Genomic DNA, 21,944 nt, shown 5'->3' on the forward strand with positions numbered 1-21,944 from the left:
CTTAGGGCATGAAAGAGTTGAACCACAGCGCCGTGTATGTCGAAGCAACACGGACGGACATCCACGACATCGTCCGCACCCTGGTCGATGCCATCGGCGCGCCCGCGGTGCAGCAGCTGGCCGGCACCCATGACGCCACCGCACCGCACCGCTGGGCCCACCCGGACAGCACGGAACCGGACACCATGACGGAGCAGCGGCTGCGCCTGGGCTACCGGGTCTGGCTGACCCTGCAGTCGCTGGAGGACCCGCAGGCGGCCGTCGACTGGCTGATGTCCCCGAACCGGGCGCTGGACGAGGAGCGGCCCATGGACTTCATTGCGCGCCTGCATGCCCAGCAGGTCGTGAACACCGCCGAGTCGCTGGTCACCCACGAGGATCGCCGCTAGCGCAGCGCGGCGTCGAACCAGCCGGTGATGGTTGCCGGGTGGGTGATCGCGGTGCCGACGACCACGGCAAACGCCCCGGCGTCCAGGGCCGCGCGGGCCTGGGCCGGGGTGTGGATGCGGCCCTCGGCGACCAGCGGCACCGACAGGCCCGCGGCGGCGATCGCCTCCAGCAGTTCCAGGTCCGGGCCCTGGGTCTTGGGCCGTTCCCCGGAGTAGCCCGCCAGCGTGGTCCCGACCAGGTCCGCCCCGGCCTCGGCCGCTGCCAGTGCGTCTGCCAGCGACCCGCAGTCCGCCATGACCAGGGCGTGGGACTCGGCGTGGACCAGCTCGATGGTCTGCTGCAGCGACAATCCGTCCGGGCGCCCGCGGCGGGTGCCGTCCAGGGCGACGATGTGCGCCCCGGCATGGGCCACGGCCAGCGCGTGGCGGGCCGTGGGGGTGATGAACACGCCATCGTGCCCGTCCTTCCAGAGCCCGATCACCGGAACCTCCACGGCGCTGCGGGTGAATTGCACGTCCGCGATGCCCTGGACGCGGATGGCCGCCGCTCCCCCGATGACGGCGGAGGCGGCGACCTGCGCCATGGTGGTGGGGGTGCGCATGGGTTCGCCCGGGTAGGCCTGCGCGGAGACGATCAACCGGCCGCGCAGGGCCTCGAGGTCGGCGGGGGTCAAGAGCATGGATTTTCCTTCGAATCGGTCGGGGCCAGGAAGAGGCCGGCGGCGCCGATCAGCGCCGCGTCGTTGCCCAGGGCCGCGGGAAGCAGTTCCAGGTGCGCCAGCGGGTCGATGGCCTCGGCGGCGAAGCCCTCCCGCACACCATCCCACCACAGGGTTCCGGCCCCGCTCATGCCCCCGGAGAGCACGATGGCCTCCGGGTCCAGGATGTTGGCCAGCGAACCGGCGGCGATCCCGGCGGCCAGCGCCCCGGTGCGCAGCGCCTGGCGGGCCAACGCATCCCCCGCATAGGCACGGGCGGTCAGCTCGCGGGTGTCGGGAACGGACGGATCCCCGCCCAGGCGCAGGTAGTTCCGGTGGATGCCGGGGCCCGCGGCGATGGCCTCCAGGTGGCCGGTGCGCCCGCAGGAGCAGGGCACGGACGTGGCCAGCGGGGAGGCGAAGTGCCCCATGTGCCCGCCGACGTGGTGCGCGCCGGTCTGCGGCACCCCGTGCAGCAGGTGCGAGCCGCCCACCCCGGTGCCCACGGCCAGCAGCAGCACGTTGGCCCGGCCCGCGGCGGCGCCGCACCAGGCCTCGCCCAGTCCGTGGGCGTGCACGTCGTTGACCGCGCGCACGGGCAGGTTGGTGCGGGTGTACAGTTCGGCGGCCAGGTCGGTGCCGGCCCAGCGGGCAATGGTGTCGGTGGCCGAGAGCACCCGGGCGGTTCCCGGGTCGATGACCCCGGCCGCGCCCAGCCCCAGGCCGATCGGGTGCAGGTTCGCCGCGGCTTCGGTGGCCGAGAGCTCGGCAACCAGCGCGGCCACGGTGTCGAGCACGGCGCGGGCCCCGGCGGTGGCGGGAGTCGGGGCCGAGGCGGTGGCCAGGACGGTGCCGGCGGCGTCAACCAGGCCGGCGGCGATCTTGGTGCCGCCCAGGTCGATGCCGAACGCGGCGGTGCGCCCCGGATTCCCGGGGCGCACCAATGCTGTTGCGTTGTCCATGGACGTCTAGAGCAGGCCGGTCTCGGCGAGGATCGCGGTGATCGCGGCGGCCTCGGAGTCGTTCAGGTCCACCATCGGGACGCTCATCTTGTTGCAGCCGATGATCCCCTGGGCGACCAGTGCGGTCTTGAAGGCGCCCAGGCCCGCGGCGCCGCCGGAGACGCGTGCCGAGTCCGGGGTGTAGACGATGTCGAAGACGCGGGCCAGGCGGTCCTGCTCCTTGGCGGCGGTGGCGAAGTCGCCGGCCACCGCGGCGTCGAAGAGGCGGCGGTAGCCGGCCGGGTCGACGTTGCCCAGGCCCGGGACCACGCCGTGGGCGCCGCCCAGCAGCGCACCGTCGACGACGACCTCGTGCCCGGTGAACACGGAAAAGCCCTCGATGTCCTTGGTGGCCAGCAGCAGCTGGCGGAAGGAGACATCATCGCCCGAGGAGTCCTTGACCCCGACGATGACCCCGTCGGTGGCCAGCGCCACGGCGGTGGCCACCGACAGCTTGACGTGGGTGCGCACCGGCACGTCGTAGGCGAAGATGTCCACGCCCAGCGCGGCGTGGATGGCGCGGAAGTGCGCCTCGACCTCTGCGGCGTTGGACAGCGCGTAGTACGGGGTGGTCACGACCAGGGCGTCGGCGCCGAGGTCGACCATCTTGCGGCCTTCCTCGATGACGCGGTTGGTGGTCTGCTCGTTGGCGCCCACGACCAGCGGGACGCGTCCGGCGTTGGCGGCGGCGATGGTGGTGACCACGAGCTCGCGCTCGGTGTTGGTCAGGTACGGGACCTCGCCGGAGGAACCGAGCACGAACAGGCCGGTGACCCCTCCGGAAATGAGGTGTTCGACGACAGCCCGCAGGCCCGCCACATCGATGGCCCCCTCCGCGGTGCGCGGGGTCACGACCGGGGGGATGACGCCGGAGTACTTGGGGTTGTTAGCGAATGCCACGAGAAAATCTTTCTTTAGGGGGTGGTGCTTGGGGTGGGGAAGGTGGCGGGCGGGGGCGCGGATGTGTGGTGCCGCGTTCCCCGCCCGCCAGGTCTAGAGCTGCAGCAGCGTGGGGGCCGCGCCGAGCAGCGTGCGGGTGTAGGGGTCGGTCGGGTTCTCGAAGACCTGGGCCGCGGTGCCGGATTCGACGATCTTGCCCGCGTTCATCACGCAGATCCGGTCCGAGATGTAGCGCACGGTCTGGATGTCGTGGGAGATGAACACCATGCCGAGGTTCAGCGTGGCCTTCAGGTCGGTGAGCAGGTTCAGCACCTGGGCGCGCACCGAGACATCCAGCGCGCTGGTCGGCTCGTCGGCGACGATGATATCCGGGTCCAGGGCCAGGGCGCGGGCGATGGCCACGCGCTGGCGCTGGCCGCCGGAGACCTGGTTGGGCATCGCCGAGGCCGCCGAGGCCGGCAGCCCGACCACCGAGAGCAGGTCCGCGACCTTGGCCGCTCGGCTGGCGGGGGTGCCGATGCCGTGGATCTTCAGCGGGTCGGTGAGGATGTCGGAGATGCTCATGCGCGGGTTCAGCGCGGTGGAGGGGTCCTGGAAGACCACGGCCACCGAGCGGCCGAATTCCTTGCGGCCCGCGGCGTTGCGCTTGGCCGCGTCCTTGCCGCGGAAGAGCACCTGGCCGCTGGTCGGTTCCTGCAGGCCCACCAGCACCGAGGCGAGGGTGGACTTGCCGCAGCCGGATTCCCCCACGATGCCCACGGTTTCCCCGCGCGAGACGGAGAAGTCGACCCCGTTGACCGCCTTGACGATGTTCGGCCTGAAGAGCTTGCCGCCGCGGGCCCGGTGGTGCACGTGGATGTCGCGCAGCTGGACGACGGGGGTGCTGGATGCGTTGCTCATCGCGATACTCCTGGGGAAACTGGTTCGTGGCTGGCCCAGAAGTGTTCCGGGTGCTCCCCGGCCGGGACGAAGTCGGTGGGACGGTTCGGATCCGCCGCGGCCCGCTGGGAGCGTTCGGCGAACCGGTCCCCCGGCGCGAACGAGTACGGGGAGGGCACCGTGCCGGGGATCTGGTGCAGGCGGGCGGCGCCGGATTCGATCGAGAGCACCGCGCCCAGCAGGCCCTGGGTGTACTCGTGCGCCGGGGCGGCGAGCACCGCCGGGACCGGGCCGGATTCGACGACCTGCCCGGCGTACATCACCGTCACACGGTGCGCCAGCGAGGCGACCAGTGCCAGGTCGTGGCTGACAAAGACCATCGCGAAGCCCAGGGTTTCGCGCAGCTCGTTGAGCAGGTCCACGACCTGCTTCTGCACCGTGACATCCAGCGCGGTGGTCGGCTCGTCGCAGACCACGAGCTTGGGCTTGCGGCTCAAGGCCATGGCGATGAGCACGCGCTGGCGCTGCCCGCCGGAAAGCTCGTGCGGGTAGGAGCGCAGCGTGCGCACCGGGTCGAGCTTGACCAGGCGCAGCAGTTCGGCGGGGCTGGTGCGCCCGCCGCGCTTGGTGAGCTGGCGCAGCTGGTCTCCGACCAGCATCGAGGGGTTCAGCGAGGACAGCGCATCCTGGTAGACCATCGCGATCTGCTCGCCGCGCAGTCCCTTGTAGACCTTGTCGTCCCCGGCGATGTGGTTTCCGTCGGGACCGGCGGGCAGCAGTTCCTTGTCCCCGAACTTGATGGAGCCGGTGACCACGGCGGTGTCCGGCAGCAGGCCCATGATGGCCAGCGAGGTGATCGACTTGCCGCAGCCTGATTCCCCGACCAGCGCCATGGTCTCGCCCTCGCGGACGGTGAAGGAGACGTTGTCCACGATCCGGGTCTCGCCGAAGCGGGCCGGGAAGCGGATCGAGAGGTCCCTGACCTCCAGGATGGTCTTCGGCTCCCCGGTCGAGGAATCGAGCACCAGGCGGTCGGTGCGCCTGGCCTCGGTGGCCGCGAGCAGCTCGAGCTCGGCGCGCAGGCGGGCCAGCGCGGCGGTGTCGACGGCCGGCTTGGCGGCCTTGGCCGCGGCCCGCTCCGAGGTGGAGGCCGACTTCCGGGTGGACTTGGGGTTCACCAGCGCGTCGGTCATGCCCTCGGCCAGGATGTTCAGCGCCAGCACCGTGAGCAGGATGGTCACGCCGGCGAAGGTGGTGGCCCACCAGGCGCCGTTGAGCACCAGGGTGCGGCCGTAGGAGATCACGTTGCCCCAGCTGGGCGCTGGGTCCTGGATGCCCGCGCCCAGGAAGGACAGCGAGGCCTCGAGGATGATGGCGTCGGCGACCATGATGGTGGCGAAGACCAGCACCGGGGCGGCGCAGTTGCGCAGCACGTGGGTGCCCAGGATGTAGAAGCGGCCGGCGCCGATGACGCGTTCGGCGCGCACGTAGTCCTCGCCCCATTGGGCCAGCACGTTGGCGCGGACCACGCGGGCGATCTGCGGGGTGTAGATGATCGCGATCGACAGGATGATCACCGGCAGCGAGTTGCCCAGCGAGGCCAGCAGCGCGGCGGCCAGGGCGATGCCCGGGAAGGCCATGAGCATGTCCATGATGCGCATGATGGTCTCGTTGGCCCACTTGGCGCTGGTGGCGGCAAGCGCGCCGAGCAGCCCGCCCATCACCAGGGCCAGGGCTACCGAACCAAGGCCGACCAGCAGCGAAGCCTGGGCGCCGAAGAGCAGGCGCGAAAGGATGTCGCGGCCCAGCCGGTCGGTGCCGAAGGGGTTTTCGCCGCTGGGGCCCTGGGCGGGGATGCCGGAGGCGAGCGGGTCCTGCGGGGCCAGCATGGGTGCCAGGAGCGCCGCGAGGGCGACCAGCACCAGGAAGGCCAGGGAAATCTTGGAGCCCAGCGGCAGCGCGGTGAAGCGCGTGCCGCCGGCGCTCAGGCGGGAAACAAGTCCGTTGCGGGGGGCGAGGAGAGCCATGAAGTTACACCGTCCTGATGCGCGGGTTGATGAGCAGGTAGAGCAGGTCCACGGCGATGTTGACCAGCACGAAGGTGACCGCGATGGCCAGCACCACGCCCTGGACCAGGTTCACGTCGGAGTTGGTGATGCCGTTCATGATCAGCTGGCCCATGCCGGGCAGCGAGAAGATCATCTCGATCACCACGGCGCCGCCGAGCAGGTACCCGATGCGCAGGCCCAGCACGGTGACCGGGGTGACCAGCGCGTTGCGCAGCACGTTGCGGGTCAGCACCTCGCCGCGGGGCACGCCGTTGCCGATGGCCGTGCGGACGTAGTCCTTGTCCAGTTCCTCGACCATCGAGGTGCGCACCACGCGGATCAGCGAGGCGGAGACCGGGATGGCCAGTGCGAGTGCGGGAAGGGTCATGTGGGCCAGCCAGCCGCCGAGCCCGGTGCCCGCGGCGGCCGCGCCGCCGGAGGGGAAGAGCGGGTTGGCGCCCAGGGCGAGCCACTGGATCAGCAGGATGCCCAGCCAGAAGGACGGGGTGGCGATCGCGGCAATCGAGAAGACGCGGACCAGCTGGTCGGGCCAGCGGTCCCGGTAGAGGGCGCCGAGCACGCCGAAGAGAAGGGAAAGAACCACGGCGATCACCACGCCGAAGAAGGTCAGCTGCAGGGTCAGCGGGAACGCGTTGGCGATCATTTCGCCGACCGGGCGGGCCGGCGGGGTGGTGGTGCCGAAGTCCAGCCGGATCAGCCGGGCCAGGAAGGAGACGTACTGGATGACCAGCGGGTCGTTGAGCCCGCGCTCCTCGCGGTAGGCGTCCTTGGCCGCCGCGCTGGCGCCTTCGCCCAGGGCGGAGGTGGCCTCGTCACCGGGTGCAAGTTTAAGGATGATGAAGACCAGGAAGGTGACTCCCAGGATCATCAGGGGCAGGGCGGCGAGGCGGCGTAGCAGCAGCCGTAGGAGGGTTCCCACGCAAGAACTCCGATGGGTAGGCAATGAGTTGGCAAGGGGTGTTGCAGGAGGGGGGCGGTTGCGCCGCCGACTTGGGAGAATCGGCGGCGCAACCGGAACAATCGAGGGCTAGGCCTTGGGGGCCACGCCGACGAAGGAGATGCCGGTGGTCGGAAGCGGCTTGAAGCCCTCGAGCTTCTTCTCGTCCCAGGCGGTCGGCAGCTGGCGGTGCAGCACCGGGTACAGCGGAACCTGGTCGGAGAGCAGGTTGATGGCTTCGGTCCAGGCCTTGACGGCACCGGCCTCGTCCTTGGACTTCACTGCCGCATCGAGCATGCCCTGCAGCGCCTTGTATTCGGCGGCCTTGGACCAGCGGAAGCGGTTGGTCGGCCAGACATCGCCGCGGTAGAACCAGCTCAGCAGCAGATCCAGGTCGTTGCCGAAGACCGAGGGGTCGCCCGGGGCGGCCACGATGGTGAACTTCCCGGTGTCGACGCGCTCGGTGTACAGGGCACCGGACTGCAGGTTCTGCATGGTGACCTTGACGCCCGGGAGCTTGTTCCAGGATTCGAGCAGCAGCGGGGCGATGTCCTTGACCCAGGAGGTGTCGGTGGTCAGCAACTCGATCTCGAGGTTGGTGACGCCGGCTTCCTTGAACAGGGCCTCGGCCTTGGCGCCGTCGTAGCCGTAGACGTTGGCGGCCTTGACGTACTGCGGGTGGGTTTCCTGCACGTAGGAGGTGGCCGGCTTGGCGTTGCCCAGCAATGCGCGGTCGATGATGGTCTGCGTGTCGGTGGCGTAGTGGAATGCCTGGCGCACGCGCTTGTCGGCGAACGGGCCGGACTCGCAGTTGAACATCAGGAAGAGCAGGCCGAAGGACTGCACGGATTCGACATTCATCTTGGACTTGAGGCGGTCGACGTCCAGGTACGGGACGTCCTCGATGGCTGCGACGCGGCCGGATTCGGCAGCGGTGACGCGGGCTGCGGCGTCCGAGAGCAGGTACCAGGTCATGGTGTCCGCCTTGGCCGCGTAGGCGCCGTTGTAGTCGGCGAATTTCTCGAAGACGATCTTGTCGTCCTTGGTGGCGGAGACCAGCTTGTACGGGCCCGAGCCGACCGGGGCTGCGTCGAATGCCGCCTGGTCCGCGGAGGCAACCTTCTTCGGGACGATCTTGACCACGGAGATGCGGGTGGCGAAGAGCGGGAAGGCGTAGTTCAGGGTGAACACGACGGTGTCTTCGCCCTTGGCCTTGACGGACTTGATGAACGGGACGAACTGTGCGAACAGCGAGGCGTTCTTGGTGTCGGTGACTCGATCGAAGGAGTAGACGACGTCCTCCACGGTGACCGGGTCGCCGTTGTGGAACTTGGCGCCGGAGCGAAGCTTGACTTCCCAGCTGGTGTCGGTCAGCTGCTTCGGGTCGGCGGCGGCCAGCGCCAGGTACGGCTCGCGGGTTGCCGGGTGCAGGTCGACTAGCCCCTCGAAGATGTGCATGTTGGCGGCGAACGGGGTGGCGCCGGAGGAAGTCATCGGGTCGAAACCGGTGGACAGGGCGTAGGAAATGCCGGCTTCCAGGTGGGTGGCGGCACCCGTGGCGGCGGCGCTGCCGCCGGTTGCGGTCCCTGGGCTCGAGCAGGCCGCAACCGTTGCCGAGAAGGCAGCTGCTGCACCAAGCATGCCGGTCATCTTGAGAAATTCACGACGGCCACGGGGCTTGCTGGCCAAATCCTTGATGGTCATATCTAATCTCTTTCATTTCCAAGACGGTGAAAGTCGGACGTAGGACGTCCTATGCTGTGAGATAGACTGTAAGCGCCATCACCACCACACGTCAACCGCGTCACATTGGAAACCTTGCATCATCATTGATTCAGCAGGGAATCTTCACCGCCCATCCGAAAGGGGAATCAGCCGCTCATGATCGTCTCGCGACCACCTCGTCTCGATGCCCACGCCAGGCTGCGTGCGCTCACCTCCGACATCACCGACCTGATCCTGGACCGCGGCCTATTGCCGGGAGATGCCATGCCCACCGAGCAGGAGCTCATGGCGGAACTGGGCGTGGGGCGCAACACCCTGCGCGAGGCCATCAAGGTCCTGCAGGCCCTGGGCGTGGTGGAAATCCGCCACGGCTTCGGCATGTTCGTGGCCGAGGAGAACCTCGTGGCCCTGTCCGACTCGCTGACCTTCCGCGGGCAGATGTCGCTGCGCCACAAGGGGCACGAGGCCAATGAGCTCGTGGACGTGCGCCAGGCGCTCGAGGCCGGGCTCGTGGGGACGGCCATGTCGGCGATCACCGAGCACCACCTGGCCGAACTCGAAGCCACCGTGGTGGACATGGAGCGGCTCGCAGCCGAAGGCCACAGCTTCATCGACGCCGACAGGAATTTCCACCGGATCCTGTTCGAGCCGCTGAACAACCAACTGCTGAGCAACCTCCTGGGCGTCTTCTGGGATGTGTACCGCACCATCCACCAGAGCATCGATGCCAAGGACAGCACCCGCGCGCATCTTGCCGAAACCGCGCATTCGCACCGCGAACTTTTCGAGGCAGTGAAGTCCGGCGACAAGCCGCTGGCCAGCTCGCTGCTCGCCTGCCACTTCGACGGGATCCGCGGCCAGCTCGCGGACTTCAACGCCCCGGCCGGCTAGCCCCAGAGGTGCGGCGCCGGCCTTCGGGCGCCGGGCAACGCGGTGTCCTCGCGCCAGCGCGCCACCCAATCGGGCAGCACCAGGTCCGCTGGAACTTCCAGCCCCACCGCGGCGAGGATCTCTTCGTTGGACACCGGGCCCTTCCTGGAGAGCAACCGGGTGGCCATCGTTGCGTGCACGTAGATCTCACCGTCCGCGACCATCCGCTGCTCAAAGTAGATGCACTTGTCGTCCATGCCCAGGATGCGGGTTTCCTGCGTGAACTTCTGGTTGAAGATCACGGACTTGCGGAAGGAAATGGTCTCGGCCTGGACCACCGGGGTCCACTTGTTCTTCTTCATCACGTTCCACACCCCGGCGCGGACCATGAGATCGAACCGGCCAAGGTCGAAGAGCGAGAAGTACATGCCGTTGTTGATGTGTCCGGCCACGTCGATGTCGGTGAGCAGCGCCCGCATCGGCACCGACGAGGTGTCGAACATGGACAGCTTGGGGCGCTTGCCGGCAGTGGCAAGCAGGATCAGGAGGCGAAAGAGAGCATGCATGAACCCCATCCTACTCATGGGTAACTTACCTGTCGCCCATTTTGTCGCGCGCTAGTGATTGACTTATATCAATGAGTTGATTCAAGATGGAACCCGGACACCACCGTGCTTCCGGACATCGCATCCATCTTCAGGACCCCCACCATGGCCCCGCGCGCGCTTCGACCCTTCGCCCATCGCGATTACCGCATCCTGCTCATTGCCATGGCCATCAGCGTCTTTGCCCATGGAATGTGGGCCGTGGCCATGGTCTACCAGGTCAAGCACCTGGGCGGCGGCCCGGCCCAGCTTTCGGTGGTGGCCACCGCAACCTCGCTCGGCCTGCTTGGCTTCGTGCTCATTGGCGGCATCACCGCGGACCGGGTCAGCTGCCGGAAAATCATAATCGCCGTCGAGGCCGTCTCGCTAACGGTGATGAGCACCCTGTCGGTCCTGGCACTCACCGGTTCCATCCAGCTCTGGCACCTCGCCGTGGCAGGTTTCATCCAGGGCGCCGGTGCCGCATTCTTCTTTCCCGCATACTCGGCGCTGCTTCCCAGGATCCTGCCGGCCGAGGACCTGTTGGCCGCAAACGGCATGGAGGGAATGTTTCGCCCGGTGCTGCAGCAGGCCGCGGGTCCCGCCATCGCCGGCGTGCTCGTCGCATCCTTTGCGCCCTCGATGGCGATAGTCGGGATTGCCGCCTGCCACCTGGTGGCCTTCGTGGTGTTGAACCTTCTTGGCCACCACCGCGCCTACGACGCGCACCTGGAACCCGACCAGAAGCGCCCCAGCGTCCTGGCCGACCTCCGCGAGGCGGTCAGCTACACGCTGGGCACCCCGTGGCTGCTGTGGACCCTGTTGTTTGCCGTTGTCGCCGTGCTCAGTTTCATTGGCCCGATCGAGGTTCTGCTGCCCTTCGTCGTGGAGGACCAGCTCAACGGCAACGCAAAGACCTTCGGCTTCATGCTGGCGGCTTTCGGCATCGGCAGTGCGCTGGGCTCGATGGTCACCGCATCGCTTCCCTTGCCGCGGCGCTATCTGACCTTCATGATGGCGTTCTGGGCCTTTGGCACGATCCCCCTGGCGTTCATCGGGTTGACCCGATCCCCATGGCAGCTGGCCGCACTATTGGTCGTCGTGGGAATCACCGGAGGACTCGGGCAGGTCATCTGGGGAACGCTGTTGCAGCGCCGGGTGCCGACCCACATGCTCGGGCGGGTGTCCTCATTGGACTTCTTCGTCTCGCTGGCTCTCATGCCCGTGTCGATGGCGCTTGCCGGCCCGCTGGGTGCAATCATGCCGCTGTGGATCATCTTCGTGGTGGCGGGTGTGGCTTCACCGGTGATCGGCGTCCTGGCTTGGTTTGCAGGGCGAATGTACCGGGACGAGATCGATCATCCGCTCGACCGGGTGGATGCTCCGCAGCAGGCCGACGCCTGAGTTGTCCCGGGCCATGTTCCGCAACATGGCCCAGGACACCAAACGGCCCCGGATGGTGTGCCTGTGGAAAACCTCTCCCAAACATTTGGCAACGGGGTTAGGATGTCTGCTAATTGACTCCAACCGAATCGTAGGCCGTTGGCATGTTTGCGAAATTCAAAAAGGTCATGCTCGTATTCTGCTCCGGCGCGCTCGTGCTCACTGCGGCGGGATGCGGCGGAAGCGCCGAACCGCTCGAGCCAACCAAGTCGCCTCCGACGCCTGAAGCAACCGCAACGAGTTCCCCTCCGACGCCATCGCCGACCCCCAGCGCGAAGCCAACTCCCACACCGGTTGCGGGAAGTTCCAAAGGCCCCGCAAAGAACTGGCCGATTCCGGAGATGCCCGAGGCTGCGAAGAAAAAGAACGAGGCTGGGATCAAGGCTTTTGCCGAGTACTACTACGAACTCGTTGAGTACACGATCCAAACGAACGACACGAAACCAATCAAACAGGTGACAGAACGTACCTGTGTCGAATGTGCCAGCGGTTTCATTGATCCGTTCGACAACAACAGGAAGGCAGGATCGTGGCTGGCTGGTGCGGACTTTGAAATCACCGTCACCAAAAGCATCCTGCAGCCCAAGAACGGAGTAGTGCTCTACACATCCACCCAAAGCGAAATGGTGGCGTACATGAGCGACGGGACAAGACAAGGAGTTTTCCCTGCGAGCGACAAGCCATTTCCGGCCACCATGCTCCTCAGCTGGGATGACGGATGGTCGGTGGAGACTCTCGAATACCTAGACGTGAAATGACATGTCCGGCCGCATCTGCAGCAGAACACTTGTTGCTGTTCTCTCGTTGTTGATCGCATGCATTGCCCTTGCAGCACCGGCGAATGCGCAAACAGGATGCGTTGAATACACGAAGGTGGGCGGTCGTCACATGACCATCGAAGTGACGTGTCCACCGAAAAATGTTGAGAACTCCAGCAATTTCGCCCACCTCCCAGGGAAATCAAAGACCGTTTCAAACGGACCTAAGCTTCGATACGACGTGGAATACTTCAGCGAATGCACCCCGGATCTCACTCTGGCTCGAGGCTGCAACGCAATCTCTGATCCAACTTGCCCGGGTGGCGGCTATCGAATCGTGCGGACCATTCGGGCAGTCAACGGTCCTCGAGCTGGCCAAGTAGTTTCCGTTACGCAATACTGCCAAGTTGAACCGCCGACCACCATCCCGGGCGCGGAAGACGACATCGCAAAGGTTGGCCTCAGCGACTTCCGAAGGCTGCCGATCTTGGCTTCGACCATTGTCAGCCAGCCCGAGAACTTCTCGCTGCGCAACGGACACGCTCACATGTATGCGGAGTCCGAACCCCAGGACTTCAACATCACCCTGTACGACCAGGACATCCGGGTGCGGGCGATCCCCGTTTCATACCTGTGGACCTACGGCGACGGAACCTCCCGGACGCTCGCATTCCCCGGCGGCCCCGTGGCCGAGCGCGGCTTCGACGAGGCCACCAGCACCAGCCACGTCTACCAGGACACCGGCGACTTCAGGGTCGGCCTGACCACCCGGTTCCGCGGTGAATACTCGACCGAGGGCGGCCCCTGGACCCCGATCCCGGGCGTCGCCAACGTGCCCAGCGAACAGGTCACGATGAGCGTGTGGCGGACCAGGAAGATCCTGGTCGCCGAAAACTGCACCCGGAACCCCCACGCACCGGGCTGCGCTTCCCTGTTCGACAAGTAGCTACGCTGAGGACTCCCGCGATTTCTGCGCAACGGACAACGGGCTGCACATTCCCGTTACAGGTAGGGCCGGGTAATGAACTCGATGTAGTGCCCCGCCGGGTCCAGGAGATACACCCCGTGCCCACCATGCTCGGTGTTCGTCTGGCCCGGGCGGGTTCGCTGCGGATCGGCCCAATGCTCGATCCCGCGTTCCTGGATGCGCGCGTAGGTGCGCTCAAAGTGCTCGTCATCGACGAGAAACGCGTAGTGCTGGGGCGGGAAGTCGATGGGCGGTTCGGCGAACTGCAGCATGACCCCGTCGTCCAGCTGGAGGTTGGTGAACGGGCCCCAGCTTTCGATGCGGTGGGCCTCGGCGAGGTCGACGTAGAACTGCGCCGAGGCTTCGCGGTCCTTCGCGGCAATTATGGTGTGGTTGAAAGAAATGCTCATGGTTTTTCCTGTTTCTCGAATTGGTGGATCCGAAGGATGCAGGCAACACATGGCCCATGTCGACAGGCAGTGTGGAAAAGTGTGTGCGCCGGATACGGAGGGGCTCTTGCTGAACGCAAGACCGTCACCACGGTGCATGGCGGTCCGTGAACCGCTGCATTGTGGCAACGACGTGAGTTGCCTTGACCTCCTGGAAGCTCGGCCCATCTGGGGCGCATCAAGAATTCTTGCAGGTAACGGTGCTCGCCGCAAGGTCGTGTTCGGCGAGCGCAGCCCGCACCCCGAAAGCTCCCACCTTCGACTTCACTCACCGGATTCCCTCGTCAACCCCGCATTAACCCGTTGGTCACCAAACCTTTCTAAGGTCTTGTTCGCGCCCTCGAACCATCCCGTTCGATCGTCCCCCCGAGGCGCAACCACCGAAAGGCATCACGTGAAAACTCCCTCGTCCGTTCCCCGCCGAGGCATCCTGCTCGGCGGCACCGCCGCGGCCATCTCCGGCGCGCTTGCCGCCGGAACCGCCCCGGCCAGTGCAGCAACCACCCCCACTCCCGTGCAGCCGGTGGCCTCACCCGACGGCAAGCTGAGGTTCGGGCCAGAGGGCAAGTTCAAAATCGTCCAATTCAACGACACGCAGGACGGCCATTTGACCGACAAGCGCACCCTGGAACTCATGGAGGCGGTGCTGGATGCCGAGAAACCTGGCTTCGTGGTGATCAACGGGGACGTCATTGACGGCAAGCCCACCACCGCCATCGAGGTCAAGCAGGCCATCAACAACGTCGTGATGCCCATGGAATCCCGGAAGATCCCTTGGGCCCTGACCTTTGGCAACCACGACGAGGATTCCCTGGTGCATGGCACCGGGATGACCGAGCCAAAAATGCTCGAGTTCGTGCGCGGTTACAAGTACAACGTGAACACCAAGGACGACGCGGTGTTCGGGTCCTCGAATTCCCAGTTGCTGATCTCCTCCTCGCGCGGCAACAAGCCGGTGTTCGGCATCTGGCTGCTCGACTCGGGACGCTACGCCGACGAAAAGGTCGGCGGACAGGACTTTGCCGGCTTGAAGTCCTACGACTGGATCCGGCCCGAGCAGGTTGCCTGGTACAGCGCGGCTTCAAAGGCCACAGAACAGCGCTTCGGCAAGGTCCCGTCGCTGATGTTCTTCCACATCCCGCTGTGGGAACACCACCACATGTGGTTCGGTTCCCAGTTCACCTCCAACGACGCCGACCACGCCAAGGCGGCAAAGAAGCACGGCATCGTGGGAGAGAAGAACGAGGACGTCTACGTCGGCGCGTTCAACTCGGGGTTGTTCACCGCGATGCTGGAGCGCGGGGACGTGCGCGGCGCCTATTGCGGCCACGACCACATCAACACCTACATGGGCAACTACTTCGGCATCGAGCTGGGATACGGCCCGGGCACCGGCTTCGGACCCTACGGCCTGGGCGGGGCACAACAGCACAACCTGCGCGGTGCCCGCGTCTTCGAGCTCGACGAGAACGCCAAGGACATCTACACCTCCACCCGCACGGTCTTCGCCAAGGACTACGGGATCGACATGGATGCCGCCCGCCAGCCGCTGGCAGAACCGCTGCCGCTGCCCGAGGGCCGGTAGCCGGTCGGAGGCCGAGTTTCCCGCGGTCCTACTTCGGTCCGCGGCGCGGCCTGAACGGACGCGTCCCCTCGGCCTCCGCGATAGCGTCGGCGGCACGGATCAGCCCCAGGTGCGAGAGCGCCTGCGGGAAGTTCCCGGCCATGTGCCCGGAGACCGGGTCGAATTCCTCGGCCACCAACCCCAGGTCGTTGACGGTTTCGGCGAGCTTCTCGAACAGGGCCCGGGCATCGTCGAGGCGCCCGGAGTGGGCATACTGCTCCACCAGCCAACAGGTGCACACCAAGAAGGTGTACTCCCCCGGCGGCAGCCCGTCTCCCGCGGCCTCGGTGCGGTATCGGCGGATGAACCCGTTCGCGTCGAGCAGGTCCTTCTCCAGCCGTGCCACGGTCCCCAGCATCCGGGGGTCCTGGTAGTCGACGAAGCCGACCTGGGCCAGGACCAGCAGCGAGGCGTCAACCTCGGTGGTGGCGTAGGTCTGCGTGAACGAGTCCAGATCCGCGTTGAAGCCCTTTTCCATGATCTCGGCACGCAGCTTGTCGCGGACGGACTCCCACGCCAGCACGTCGCCGGTCAGCCCGTGGTGCGTCACCGCCCGGACCCCGGCATCCAGGGCCGCCCACATCATGACCCGCGAGTGCGTGAAGTACTCCGGGCTCCCGCGCATTTCCCACAAGCCGTGGTCCTTGCGTTTAAGGTTGGCAATCACGTAGTCGATCAGCGCCTTTTGCAGCGGCCAGGAGAAGTGGTCCTCGCGCCCGCCCATGGTGCGCAGCTCGTCGAGCGCGACCATGACCTCGCCGACCACATCCCCCTGGTACTGGTGCACCGCAGCGTTGCCCACCCGCACCGGCTTGGCTCCCCCGTAACCGGGTAGGTGCTGCAGGACGCGCTCGGGCAGTTCGCGCTCCCCGCCGACCCCGTACATGATCTGCAGGTTGTTGTGGTCCCCGGCGATGGCACGCAAAAGCCAGTCGCGCCAATGCAGCGCCTCCTGCTCGTAGCCGTGGGTCATCATCACCTGCAGCGTCAGCGCGGCGTCGCGCAACCAGCAGTAGCGGTAGTCCCAATTGCGTTCCCCGCCGAAGAACTCCGGCAAAGAGGTGGTCGGCGCGGCGACGATCCCGCCGGTCTCGCGGTGGGTCAGCGCCTTGAGCACCAGCAACGAGCGGCGCACCAGCGCGTCGTGGGCCTCGTGCCGCGGGATCTTCGCGGCCCAGTCGTGCCAGTGCTTCGCGGTCTGGGTCATGGCCAGGCCCACGTCGCTGGGCTCGGGGGTCGCCGCATGCCCGGGATAGCAGGCGAACTCGAAGTCGAACACGTCCCCGGCCCGCACGTCGAATTCGTCGCGGTGGGTGTGGTGCCTGGCCTTGGGAAGCCGGGCGGCATGCAGCACCGCGGCATGCGGGCCGGCAACCGTCACCAGCGACTCGGTGCCCTTGACCGGGTCGAAGCTGCGCCGCACCCACGGCAGCACCGCCCCGTAGTTGTACCTGATGACCAGTTCGTGTTCCACCCGCATGGTTCCCGAAAGCCCCTCCACGCGCCGCATGATGCCGGAGTGTCCGTTGCCCGTCGGCATGAAGTCGGTGACCAGGATCTGTCCGGTGTCGCTGGCCCACAGGGTGCGCAGCACGAAGGAAGCGTCGAGGTAGTTGCGGCTCACCACTTCGCCCTGCAGCGGCGCCAGCAGCCAGCGGCCGTTCTCCTGGCCGCCCAGCAGCGAGGCGAAGACGGATCCCGAGTCGAAGCGCGGGAAACACAGCCAGTCCACCGAGCCCAGCCGGGAGACCAGTGCCGCGGTGCGCTGGTCCGAAAGCAACGCGTAGTCCTCGATGAAAGTGCCCATGGCCCCACCCAATCTCATTTGCCGCTCCCAGACAAGGGAATTTGGGTTCCGGTGCCGCAACGAAAGACGCCCCGCAGGTTCCCGGTGCGATAGGTTCGTGTGTGGGAATGATGACGACAGCTGCGCAACTAAAGGATGGACCATGAAATTCCTGGCCTTGCGCCAACGCTTCCTGCCCGGCGATTTTCCGCCCGAGGAATGGGAACGCCGGCAACCGAGCGATCAGCAGTTGCGGCGCGATGCCTGGGTGACGCTGCTGCTCATGGCCGCGGCGCTGCTGGGCATGGAAATGATCCTTAGCTTCGCGCCGGCGGAAGACGCCCCCGACCGAGTCCCGGCCTACCTGGCCATGTGCGCGATGATTGCCCCGCTGGCGGTGCGCCGGCGCTTCCCGATCGCCTCGATGTTGGTGCTCTCGGCGCTGTTCATCGGCTTCGGCACCTGGCTCCCGACGGTCATGATGCAGCTGGCACCGCAGATCGCCTACTTCGTCGGGCTCTATTCGGCGGTCACCTGGGCGCGCGACCGGCGCGGCCTGAGGCTGGCACTGGGCGGCGTCATCCTGGCCATGGCCGTGTGGCTGCTGGTGGCCATCACCAACGCGAAACTGTTCTACGGCACCGAGCTGGAACTGCCCATCGCCATCGAGACCTCCGGCTTCATCGACCCGGTCATCGCCTACGCCGGGTACAACTTCCTGGTCAACCTCTTCTACTTCGGCGGGGCCATCTTCCTGGGAGAGACGTCCTGGCGCAGCGCCTGGCGGCACGAGGTCGTGGTGGAACAGGCCGCACAGCTGCAGGAGCAGGCCAAGGAGCTGGCCCGCCGCGCGGTGGTCGACGAACGCCTGCGCATTGCCCGGGAATTGCACGACGTGGTGGCACACCACATCTCGGCCGTCGGGGTGCAGGCGGCAGCCGCCCGCATGGTCCAGCCGCGGGACCCGGAACGCTCGGCCGCGCTGATGCTCGGCATCGAGGACTCGGCCCGCCAGGCGGTGGGCGAGACCCGCTCGCTGCTGCGGGTGCTGCGCCACGGGGACACCGACGCGGAAGGCGCCACCGACCGTTCCCCGGAACCCTCGCTGGGGCAGCTGCCGGGGCTGGTGGAGCAGTCGGCCCGCGCCGGGGTCGCGGTGCAGCTGATCACCGTCGAACACCGGCCGGGTTTCCTGGGCGAGGTCGGCCCCGGGCTGGGCCTGGCGCTGTACCGGATCGCCGCAGAGTCCCTGGCCAACGTGCGCGAGCACTCCACCGCACGCTCGGCGGTGCTCTCGCTGCGCAGCGGCAGCGACGGGAACGGCGACTGGGTGGAGGTCGAGGTCATCGACGACGGGACCCCGCGCCCGGGAACCGCCGGCAGCGGCTACGGCCTGCGCGGCATCAAGGAACGCGCGGCGCTGCACCACGGGCTGGTGGACATCGGCCCGCGCTCCCCGGCCGGGTGGCGCACCCGCGCCCGGCTGCGCACCCTGCACACGCCCGACACCGTTGAAGGAACCCCATGAGCCCCATCCGCATTCTTGTCTGCGACGACCAGTCGCTGATCCGCTCCTCCCTGGCCCTGATCCTGGGCACCGACGAGTCCCTCGCGGTCGTGGGCACGGCCGCCGACGGGCAGGAGGCCGTCGCCGCGGCCCTGGACCTGCACCCGGACGTGGTGCTCATGGACATCCAGATGCCGGTGCTCGACGGGGTCGGCGCCACCGCGCAGATCACCTCGGCAACCAACGCCAAGGTCGTTGTGCTGACCACCTTCGACCGCGACGACTACCTCTTTGCCGCGATCGATGCCGGGGCCAGCGGATTCCTGCTGAAGAACACCGAACCGGAAATGATCATCCAGGCGGTGCACGCGGCGGCCGGCGGCCAGGCGCTGCTCTCCCCCGAGGTCACGCTGCGCATCATCAAGCGCGGCACTGCCTCTTCGGCGCCGGGCACGCCCGCGGCGCCGACGGCAGCACTTGCCCCGGATGACCGGCGGGTGCTGGACGAGCTGACCAACCGGGAACGCGAAGTGCTCACCAGGCTGGCCTCGGGCCTGTCCAACGCGGAGATCGCCGCTGCCCTGTATGTCTCGGAGGCAACCGTAAAGACGCACCTGTCCAACGTCTTGGCCAAGGCCGGGGTGCGGGACAGGGTGCAGGCCGTCGTCTTCGCCTACCGCGTCGGGCTCATCCCTACGACGGAGGCCTGAGACGGGGGCGCAGGTTCCGTGCAGGCGAATTTCATTCCTTCGAACGATCCGCCGCGGCCGGCCCGGCACATAGATTGGAAGGCAGGAGAACACCCGCCAACCAAAGGAATGTCCCACCGTGTTAGAGGTACAAGGTCTCACCCGGCGATTCGGTGACCGGACGGTGCTTGACGAGGTGTCGTTTTCCGTCCCCGCCGACGGCATGACCGGGTTCGTCGGGGCCAACGGCGCCGGCAAGACCACCACCATGCGCATCATCATGGGAGTGCTCAAGTCCCATTCCGGGTCGGTGTATTTCAACGGCACGCAGATCACCGACACCGACCGGGCCCGCTTCGGCTACATGCCCGAGGAACGCGGGCTCTACCCCAAGCAGCAGGTGCTGGACCAGCTCCAGTACCTGGGCCAGCTGCACGGCATGAGCCGCACCGATGCCCGCAGCGAGGCCCTGGACCTGCTGGACCGCTTCGGCATTGCCGACCGCACCAAGGACAAGCTCGAATCCCTCTCGCTGGGCAACCAGCAGCGCGTGCAGGTCGCCGCCTCGCTGATGCACCACCCCACCGCTTTGGTCCTGGACGAGCCGTTCTCCGGGCTGGACCCGCTGGCCGTGGACTCCATGACCAAGCTGTTGGCCGAGCGGGCCGCAACCGGGGTGCCGATCCTCTTCTCCAGCCACCAGCTGGATCTGATCGACCAGCTCTGCGACAACCTCGTGGTGCTGGCAGGAGGCAAGATCGTGGCCTCCGGCAGCGCCGCGGAGCTGCGGGCGCGGGCCAGCGCCAAGCACGTGGTGGTGACCCCGCCCGATGCCGGATGGCTGCGCGAGCAGCCCGGCGTGCGGGTGCTGGATGTCGCGGGCCCGCGGGCCCTGGTGGAGTTCACCGATGACGCGGCTGCCCAGCGCGTCTTGCGCATCGCGGTGGATCGCGGGGCCGTCACCGAATTCGCTCCGCAACGTCCGTCGTTGGCAGAAATCTACCGGGAGGTCATCCGATGAGCATCACCGATCACCGCACCAGGCCCACCGACGCACCGGCCCGGTCCGCATCTTCCGGACAGCCAAGCGCGCCCTGGCTGATCGTGACCCTGCGCGAGGTCACGGTGAAGGTCCGGGACAAGTCGTTCATCGTCACCACGCTGATCACCCTCGCGCTCATCGTGGGTTCGGTGCTGTTCGCCGGGATCATGGGAGACAAGACCACCACCGCAACGATTGCCTTCGAGCAAAACGGCAGGACCGCCGCCTTGGTGGCCTCGGCCAACGAGCTGGCCCTCGCCAACGACCAGAAGGTCGAATTGGTTTCCCATCCGTTGTCGTCAGGGACCGCGGCGCTCGATGCCCTGCGCGCCAAGGACGCCGACCTGGTACTCGCGCCCACCCCGGATGGCTACAGCCTCACCGCACTGAACGAGGTACCCGGCCCGGTCCAGTCGCTGCTCGGCGACGCGGCAAGCGCCCAGGCTCTGGAATTCAACGCAGGGAAGCTGGGGGTCTCCCCCGAGTCGCTCACCGCGGGTTCCACCGTGAGCCCGGTGCTGCTTGACGGGGACTCGGAACGCAACTCGATGGCCATGGTCATGGGCTTCATCTTCTCGTTCCTCTTTTACATGTCCGCGATGATCTTCGGGATGCCGATCGCCAACTCGGTGGTGGAGGAGAAGCAGAACCGGGTGGTGGAGATCCTGGCCACCGCCATCCCGATCCGCCAGCTGCTCGCGGGCAAGATCCTGGGCAACATGATCCTGGCCATGGGTCAGCTCTGCCTGTTCACGGGGATCGGCCTGCTGGCCTTGAACATGATGCCCACCCCGGTTCCGTTCGTTTCGGTGGTGTTCGCCACCGCCGGCTGGTTCCTGGCCTTCTTCCTGGCCGGCTTCCTGATCCTGGCCGCGGTCTGGGCGGCGCTGGGTGCGATGGCCTCGCGCACCGAGGACCTGCAGCAGTCCACGGGCCCGGTGATCATGGTGTTGGTGGCGGTGTTGTTCACCGGCATCTACGCCAAGGGCACGTTGCTGGTCGTTGCTTCCTACGTTCCGGTGATTTCCTCGGTGGCCATGCCCATCCGGTTGCTCAGCAGCGATGTTCCGCTGTGGGAGCCGTTCGCCTCGCTGGCCGTTGCCGTCGCGGCGGCCTGGGCCATGGTGCTGTTCGGCGAGAAGATCTACCGCCGGGCGATCATGCAGACCGGATCGGCATTGTCCTGGCGCAAGGCGCTGAAGCTCGAGGATTAGAACAACAGTCCTCGTTGATTCAAAGCCGAGGCACAGGCTAAACGCGGAGGTTTCTAGGTAACACGGAATCGAATCAGAGAACCCGATTAGTAGAATGCTTCTTCAACATTTCTAGGTGTCAGGAAGCGCCAGGGCCGGTTTGCCGTCAATCACAGAATTACTAGCGTTCATGCAGTCAGGCAGTGCGCTATCTTCGCGCAAGGTCCTGAAGTTGAACCAGTAATATACGGGTTGTAAACGATGGCAGGGATCGCTCAGGCAGAAGCAGAGCAGCAGTGTGCTAAAAACGGGAAGGACCCCTCTCGGGGTCCTTCGGTTCGTTGTCTCAAAGTGGGAGGCGGGCTGCCATTACCCCAGCTCCTACGGCCCAAACGGTTTCAAGTCCATATTGCCACCATGAGCGGGTTGCCCCT

General features: G+C 66.7%; 20 protein-coding genes. 10 read left to right on the top strand and 10 right to left on the bottom strand.

Features of this window, described 5'->3' with window-relative positions:
- Window positions 1-8 precede the first annotated feature (8 nt).
- Window positions 9-389 carry an MbcA/ParS/Xre antitoxin family protein gene (locus FPY90_RS10235; RefSeq protein ID WP_071213954.1) on the top strand — a complete coding sequence of 127 codons (381 nt, stop codon included), beginning with the start codon at window positions 9-11 and terminating at the stop codon, window positions 387-389.
- Here FPY90_RS10235 and FPY90_RS10240 read toward each other — a convergent pair.
- The 7 genes from FPY90_RS10240 to FPY90_RS10270 form a co-directional block, all read right to left on the bottom strand.
- A complete protein-coding gene (locus tag FPY90_RS10240; protein ID WP_498685379.1) occupies window positions 386-1,069 on the bottom strand; it encodes an N-acetylmannosamine-6-phosphate 2-epimerase in 684 nt (227 codons plus the stop codon). The two genes, FPY90_RS10235 and FPY90_RS10240, sit on opposite strands and share 4 nt — an antisense overlap.
- Window positions 1,060-2,049, bottom strand: coding sequence for an ROK family protein (locus FPY90_RS10245; RefSeq protein ID WP_498685381.1), 990 nt, complete (start codon window positions 2,047-2,049; stop codon window positions 1,060-1,062). Before FPY90_RS10245 ends, FPY90_RS10240 begins: the two co-directional genes overlap by 10 nt.
- Window positions 2,050-2,055: 6 nt before the next feature.
- Entirely contained in the window at window positions 2,056-2,988 is a 933-nt protein-coding gene (locus FPY90_RS10250; protein WP_498685383.1) for a dihydrodipicolinate synthase family protein, read from the bottom strand.
- A gap of 93 nt (window positions 2,989-3,081) precedes the next feature.
- Window positions 3,082-3,888 (bottom strand): ATP-binding cassette domain-containing protein, encoded by an 807-nt coding sequence (locus FPY90_RS10255; protein WP_498685385.1) that lies wholly within the window; start codon window positions 3,886-3,888, stop codon window positions 3,082-3,084.
- A complete protein-coding gene (locus FPY90_RS10260; protein WP_498685387.1) occupies window positions 3,885-5,894 on the bottom strand; it encodes a dipeptide/oligopeptide/nickel ABC transporter permease/ATP-binding protein in 2,010 nt (669 codons plus the stop codon). The genes FPY90_RS10255 and FPY90_RS10260 overlap by 4 nt, the downstream gene beginning before the upstream one ends.
- Before the next feature lie 4 nt (window positions 5,895-5,898).
- Entirely contained in the window at window positions 5,899-6,804 is a 906-nt protein-coding gene (locus FPY90_RS10265; RefSeq protein ID WP_071214474.1) for an ABC transporter permease, read from the bottom strand.
- A gap of 159 nt (window positions 6,805-6,963) precedes the next feature.
- A complete protein-coding gene (locus tag FPY90_RS10270; RefSeq protein ID WP_498685388.1) occupies window positions 6,964-8,577 on the bottom strand; it encodes an ABC transporter substrate-binding protein in 1,614 nt (537 codons plus the stop codon).
- A 177-nt stretch (window positions 8,578-8,754) separates the two neighbouring features.
- On the opposite strand from FPY90_RS10270, the gene FPY90_RS10275 reads away from it, so the two are divergent.
- Window positions 8,755-9,489, top strand: a complete 735-nt coding sequence (locus tag FPY90_RS10275; protein ID WP_071213962.1) for a FadR/GntR family transcriptional regulator — start codon at window positions 8,755-8,757, stop codon at window positions 9,487-9,489.
- Here FPY90_RS10275 and FPY90_RS10280 read toward each other — a convergent pair.
- Window positions 9,486-10,034, bottom strand: a complete 549-nt coding sequence (locus tag FPY90_RS10280) for an acyl-CoA thioesterase (RefSeq protein WP_071214475.1) — start codon at window positions 10,032-10,034, stop codon at window positions 9,486-9,488. The two genes, FPY90_RS10275 and FPY90_RS10280, sit on opposite strands and share 4 nt — an antisense overlap.
- Before the next feature lie 144 nt (window positions 10,035-10,178).
- Between FPY90_RS10280 and FPY90_RS10285 the strand changes: the two genes are divergently transcribed.
- The 3 genes from FPY90_RS10285 to FPY90_RS10295 all read left to right on the top strand — a co-directional run bounded on the left by FPY90_RS10285 (window position 10,179) and on the right by FPY90_RS10295 (window position 13,199).
- The gene (locus FPY90_RS10285; RefSeq protein ID WP_498685563.1) at window positions 10,179-11,456 is read left to right on the top strand and encodes an MFS transporter; all 1,278 of its coding nucleotides are present in this window, start codon (window positions 10,179-10,181) and stop codon (window positions 11,454-11,456) included.
- 143 nt (window positions 11,457-11,599) lie between these two features.
- Window positions 11,600-12,253: a DUF6318 family protein gene (locus FPY90_RS10290; protein WP_139194759.1), complete on the top strand. Its 654-nt coding sequence runs from the start codon at window positions 11,600-11,602 to the stop codon at window positions 12,251-12,253.
- Window positions 12,254-12,740: 487 nt separating this feature from the next.
- Window positions 12,741-13,199, top strand: a complete 459-nt coding sequence (locus tag FPY90_RS10295; RefSeq protein ID WP_083411059.1) for a hypothetical protein — start codon at window positions 12,741-12,743, stop codon at window positions 13,197-13,199.
- 56 nt (window positions 13,200-13,255) lie between these two features.
- On the opposite strand, the gene FPY90_RS10300 is transcribed toward FPY90_RS10295, so the two are convergent.
- Window positions 13,256-13,630, bottom strand: coding sequence for a VOC family protein (locus FPY90_RS10300; protein WP_071213964.1), 375 nt, complete (start codon window positions 13,628-13,630; stop codon window positions 13,256-13,258).
- A gap of 433 nt (window positions 13,631-14,063) precedes the next feature.
- Here FPY90_RS10300 and FPY90_RS10305 point away from each other — a divergent pair, with 433 nt between their 5' ends.
- Window positions 14,064-15,254, top strand: a complete 1,191-nt coding sequence (locus tag FPY90_RS10305; protein WP_498685393.1) for a metallophosphoesterase family protein — start codon at window positions 14,064-14,066, stop codon at window positions 15,252-15,254.
- Between the two features lie 28 nt (window positions 15,255-15,282).
- Here FPY90_RS10305 and FPY90_RS10310 read toward each other — a convergent pair whose 3' ends face one another.
- Window positions 15,283-17,100, bottom strand: coding sequence for a glycoside hydrolase family 15 protein (locus FPY90_RS10310; protein WP_498685395.1), 1,818 nt, complete (start codon window positions 17,098-17,100; stop codon window positions 15,283-15,285).
- 142 nt (window positions 17,101-17,242) lie between these two features.
- On the opposite strand from FPY90_RS10310, the gene FPY90_RS10315 reads away from it, so the two are divergent.
- The 4 genes from FPY90_RS10315 to FPY90_RS10330 all read left to right on the top strand — a co-directional run bounded on the left by FPY90_RS10315 (window position 17,243) and on the right by FPY90_RS10330 (window position 21,531).
- Window positions 17,243-18,607 (top strand): sensor histidine kinase, encoded by a 1,365-nt coding sequence (locus FPY90_RS10315; protein WP_498685397.1) that lies wholly within the window; start codon window positions 17,243-17,245, stop codon window positions 18,605-18,607.
- On the top strand, window positions 18,604-19,296 hold the full coding sequence (locus FPY90_RS10320; RefSeq protein ID WP_498685398.1) for a response regulator: 693 nt from the start codon (window positions 18,604-18,606) through the stop codon (window positions 19,294-19,296). The genes FPY90_RS10315 and FPY90_RS10320 overlap by 4 nt, the downstream gene beginning before the upstream one ends.
- A 118-nt stretch (window positions 19,297-19,414) precedes the next feature.
- Window positions 19,415-20,296 carry an ABC transporter ATP-binding protein gene (locus tag FPY90_RS10325; RefSeq protein WP_498685399.1) on the top strand — a complete coding sequence of 294 codons (882 nt, stop codon included), beginning with the start codon at window positions 19,415-19,417 and terminating at the stop codon, window positions 20,294-20,296.
- Window positions 20,293-21,531, top strand: coding sequence for an ABC transporter permease (locus FPY90_RS10330; protein WP_498685401.1), 1,239 nt, complete (start codon window positions 20,293-20,295; stop codon window positions 21,529-21,531). Before FPY90_RS10325 ends, FPY90_RS10330 begins: the two co-directional genes overlap by 4 nt.
- The last annotated feature ends 413 nt before the right edge of the window (window positions 21,532-21,944 follow it).

Source organism: Arthrobacter sp. C2 (assembly GCA_024207135.1).
Taxonomy (GTDB): Bacteria; Actinomycetota; Actinomycetes; order Actinomycetales; family Micrococcaceae; genus Paeniglutamicibacter.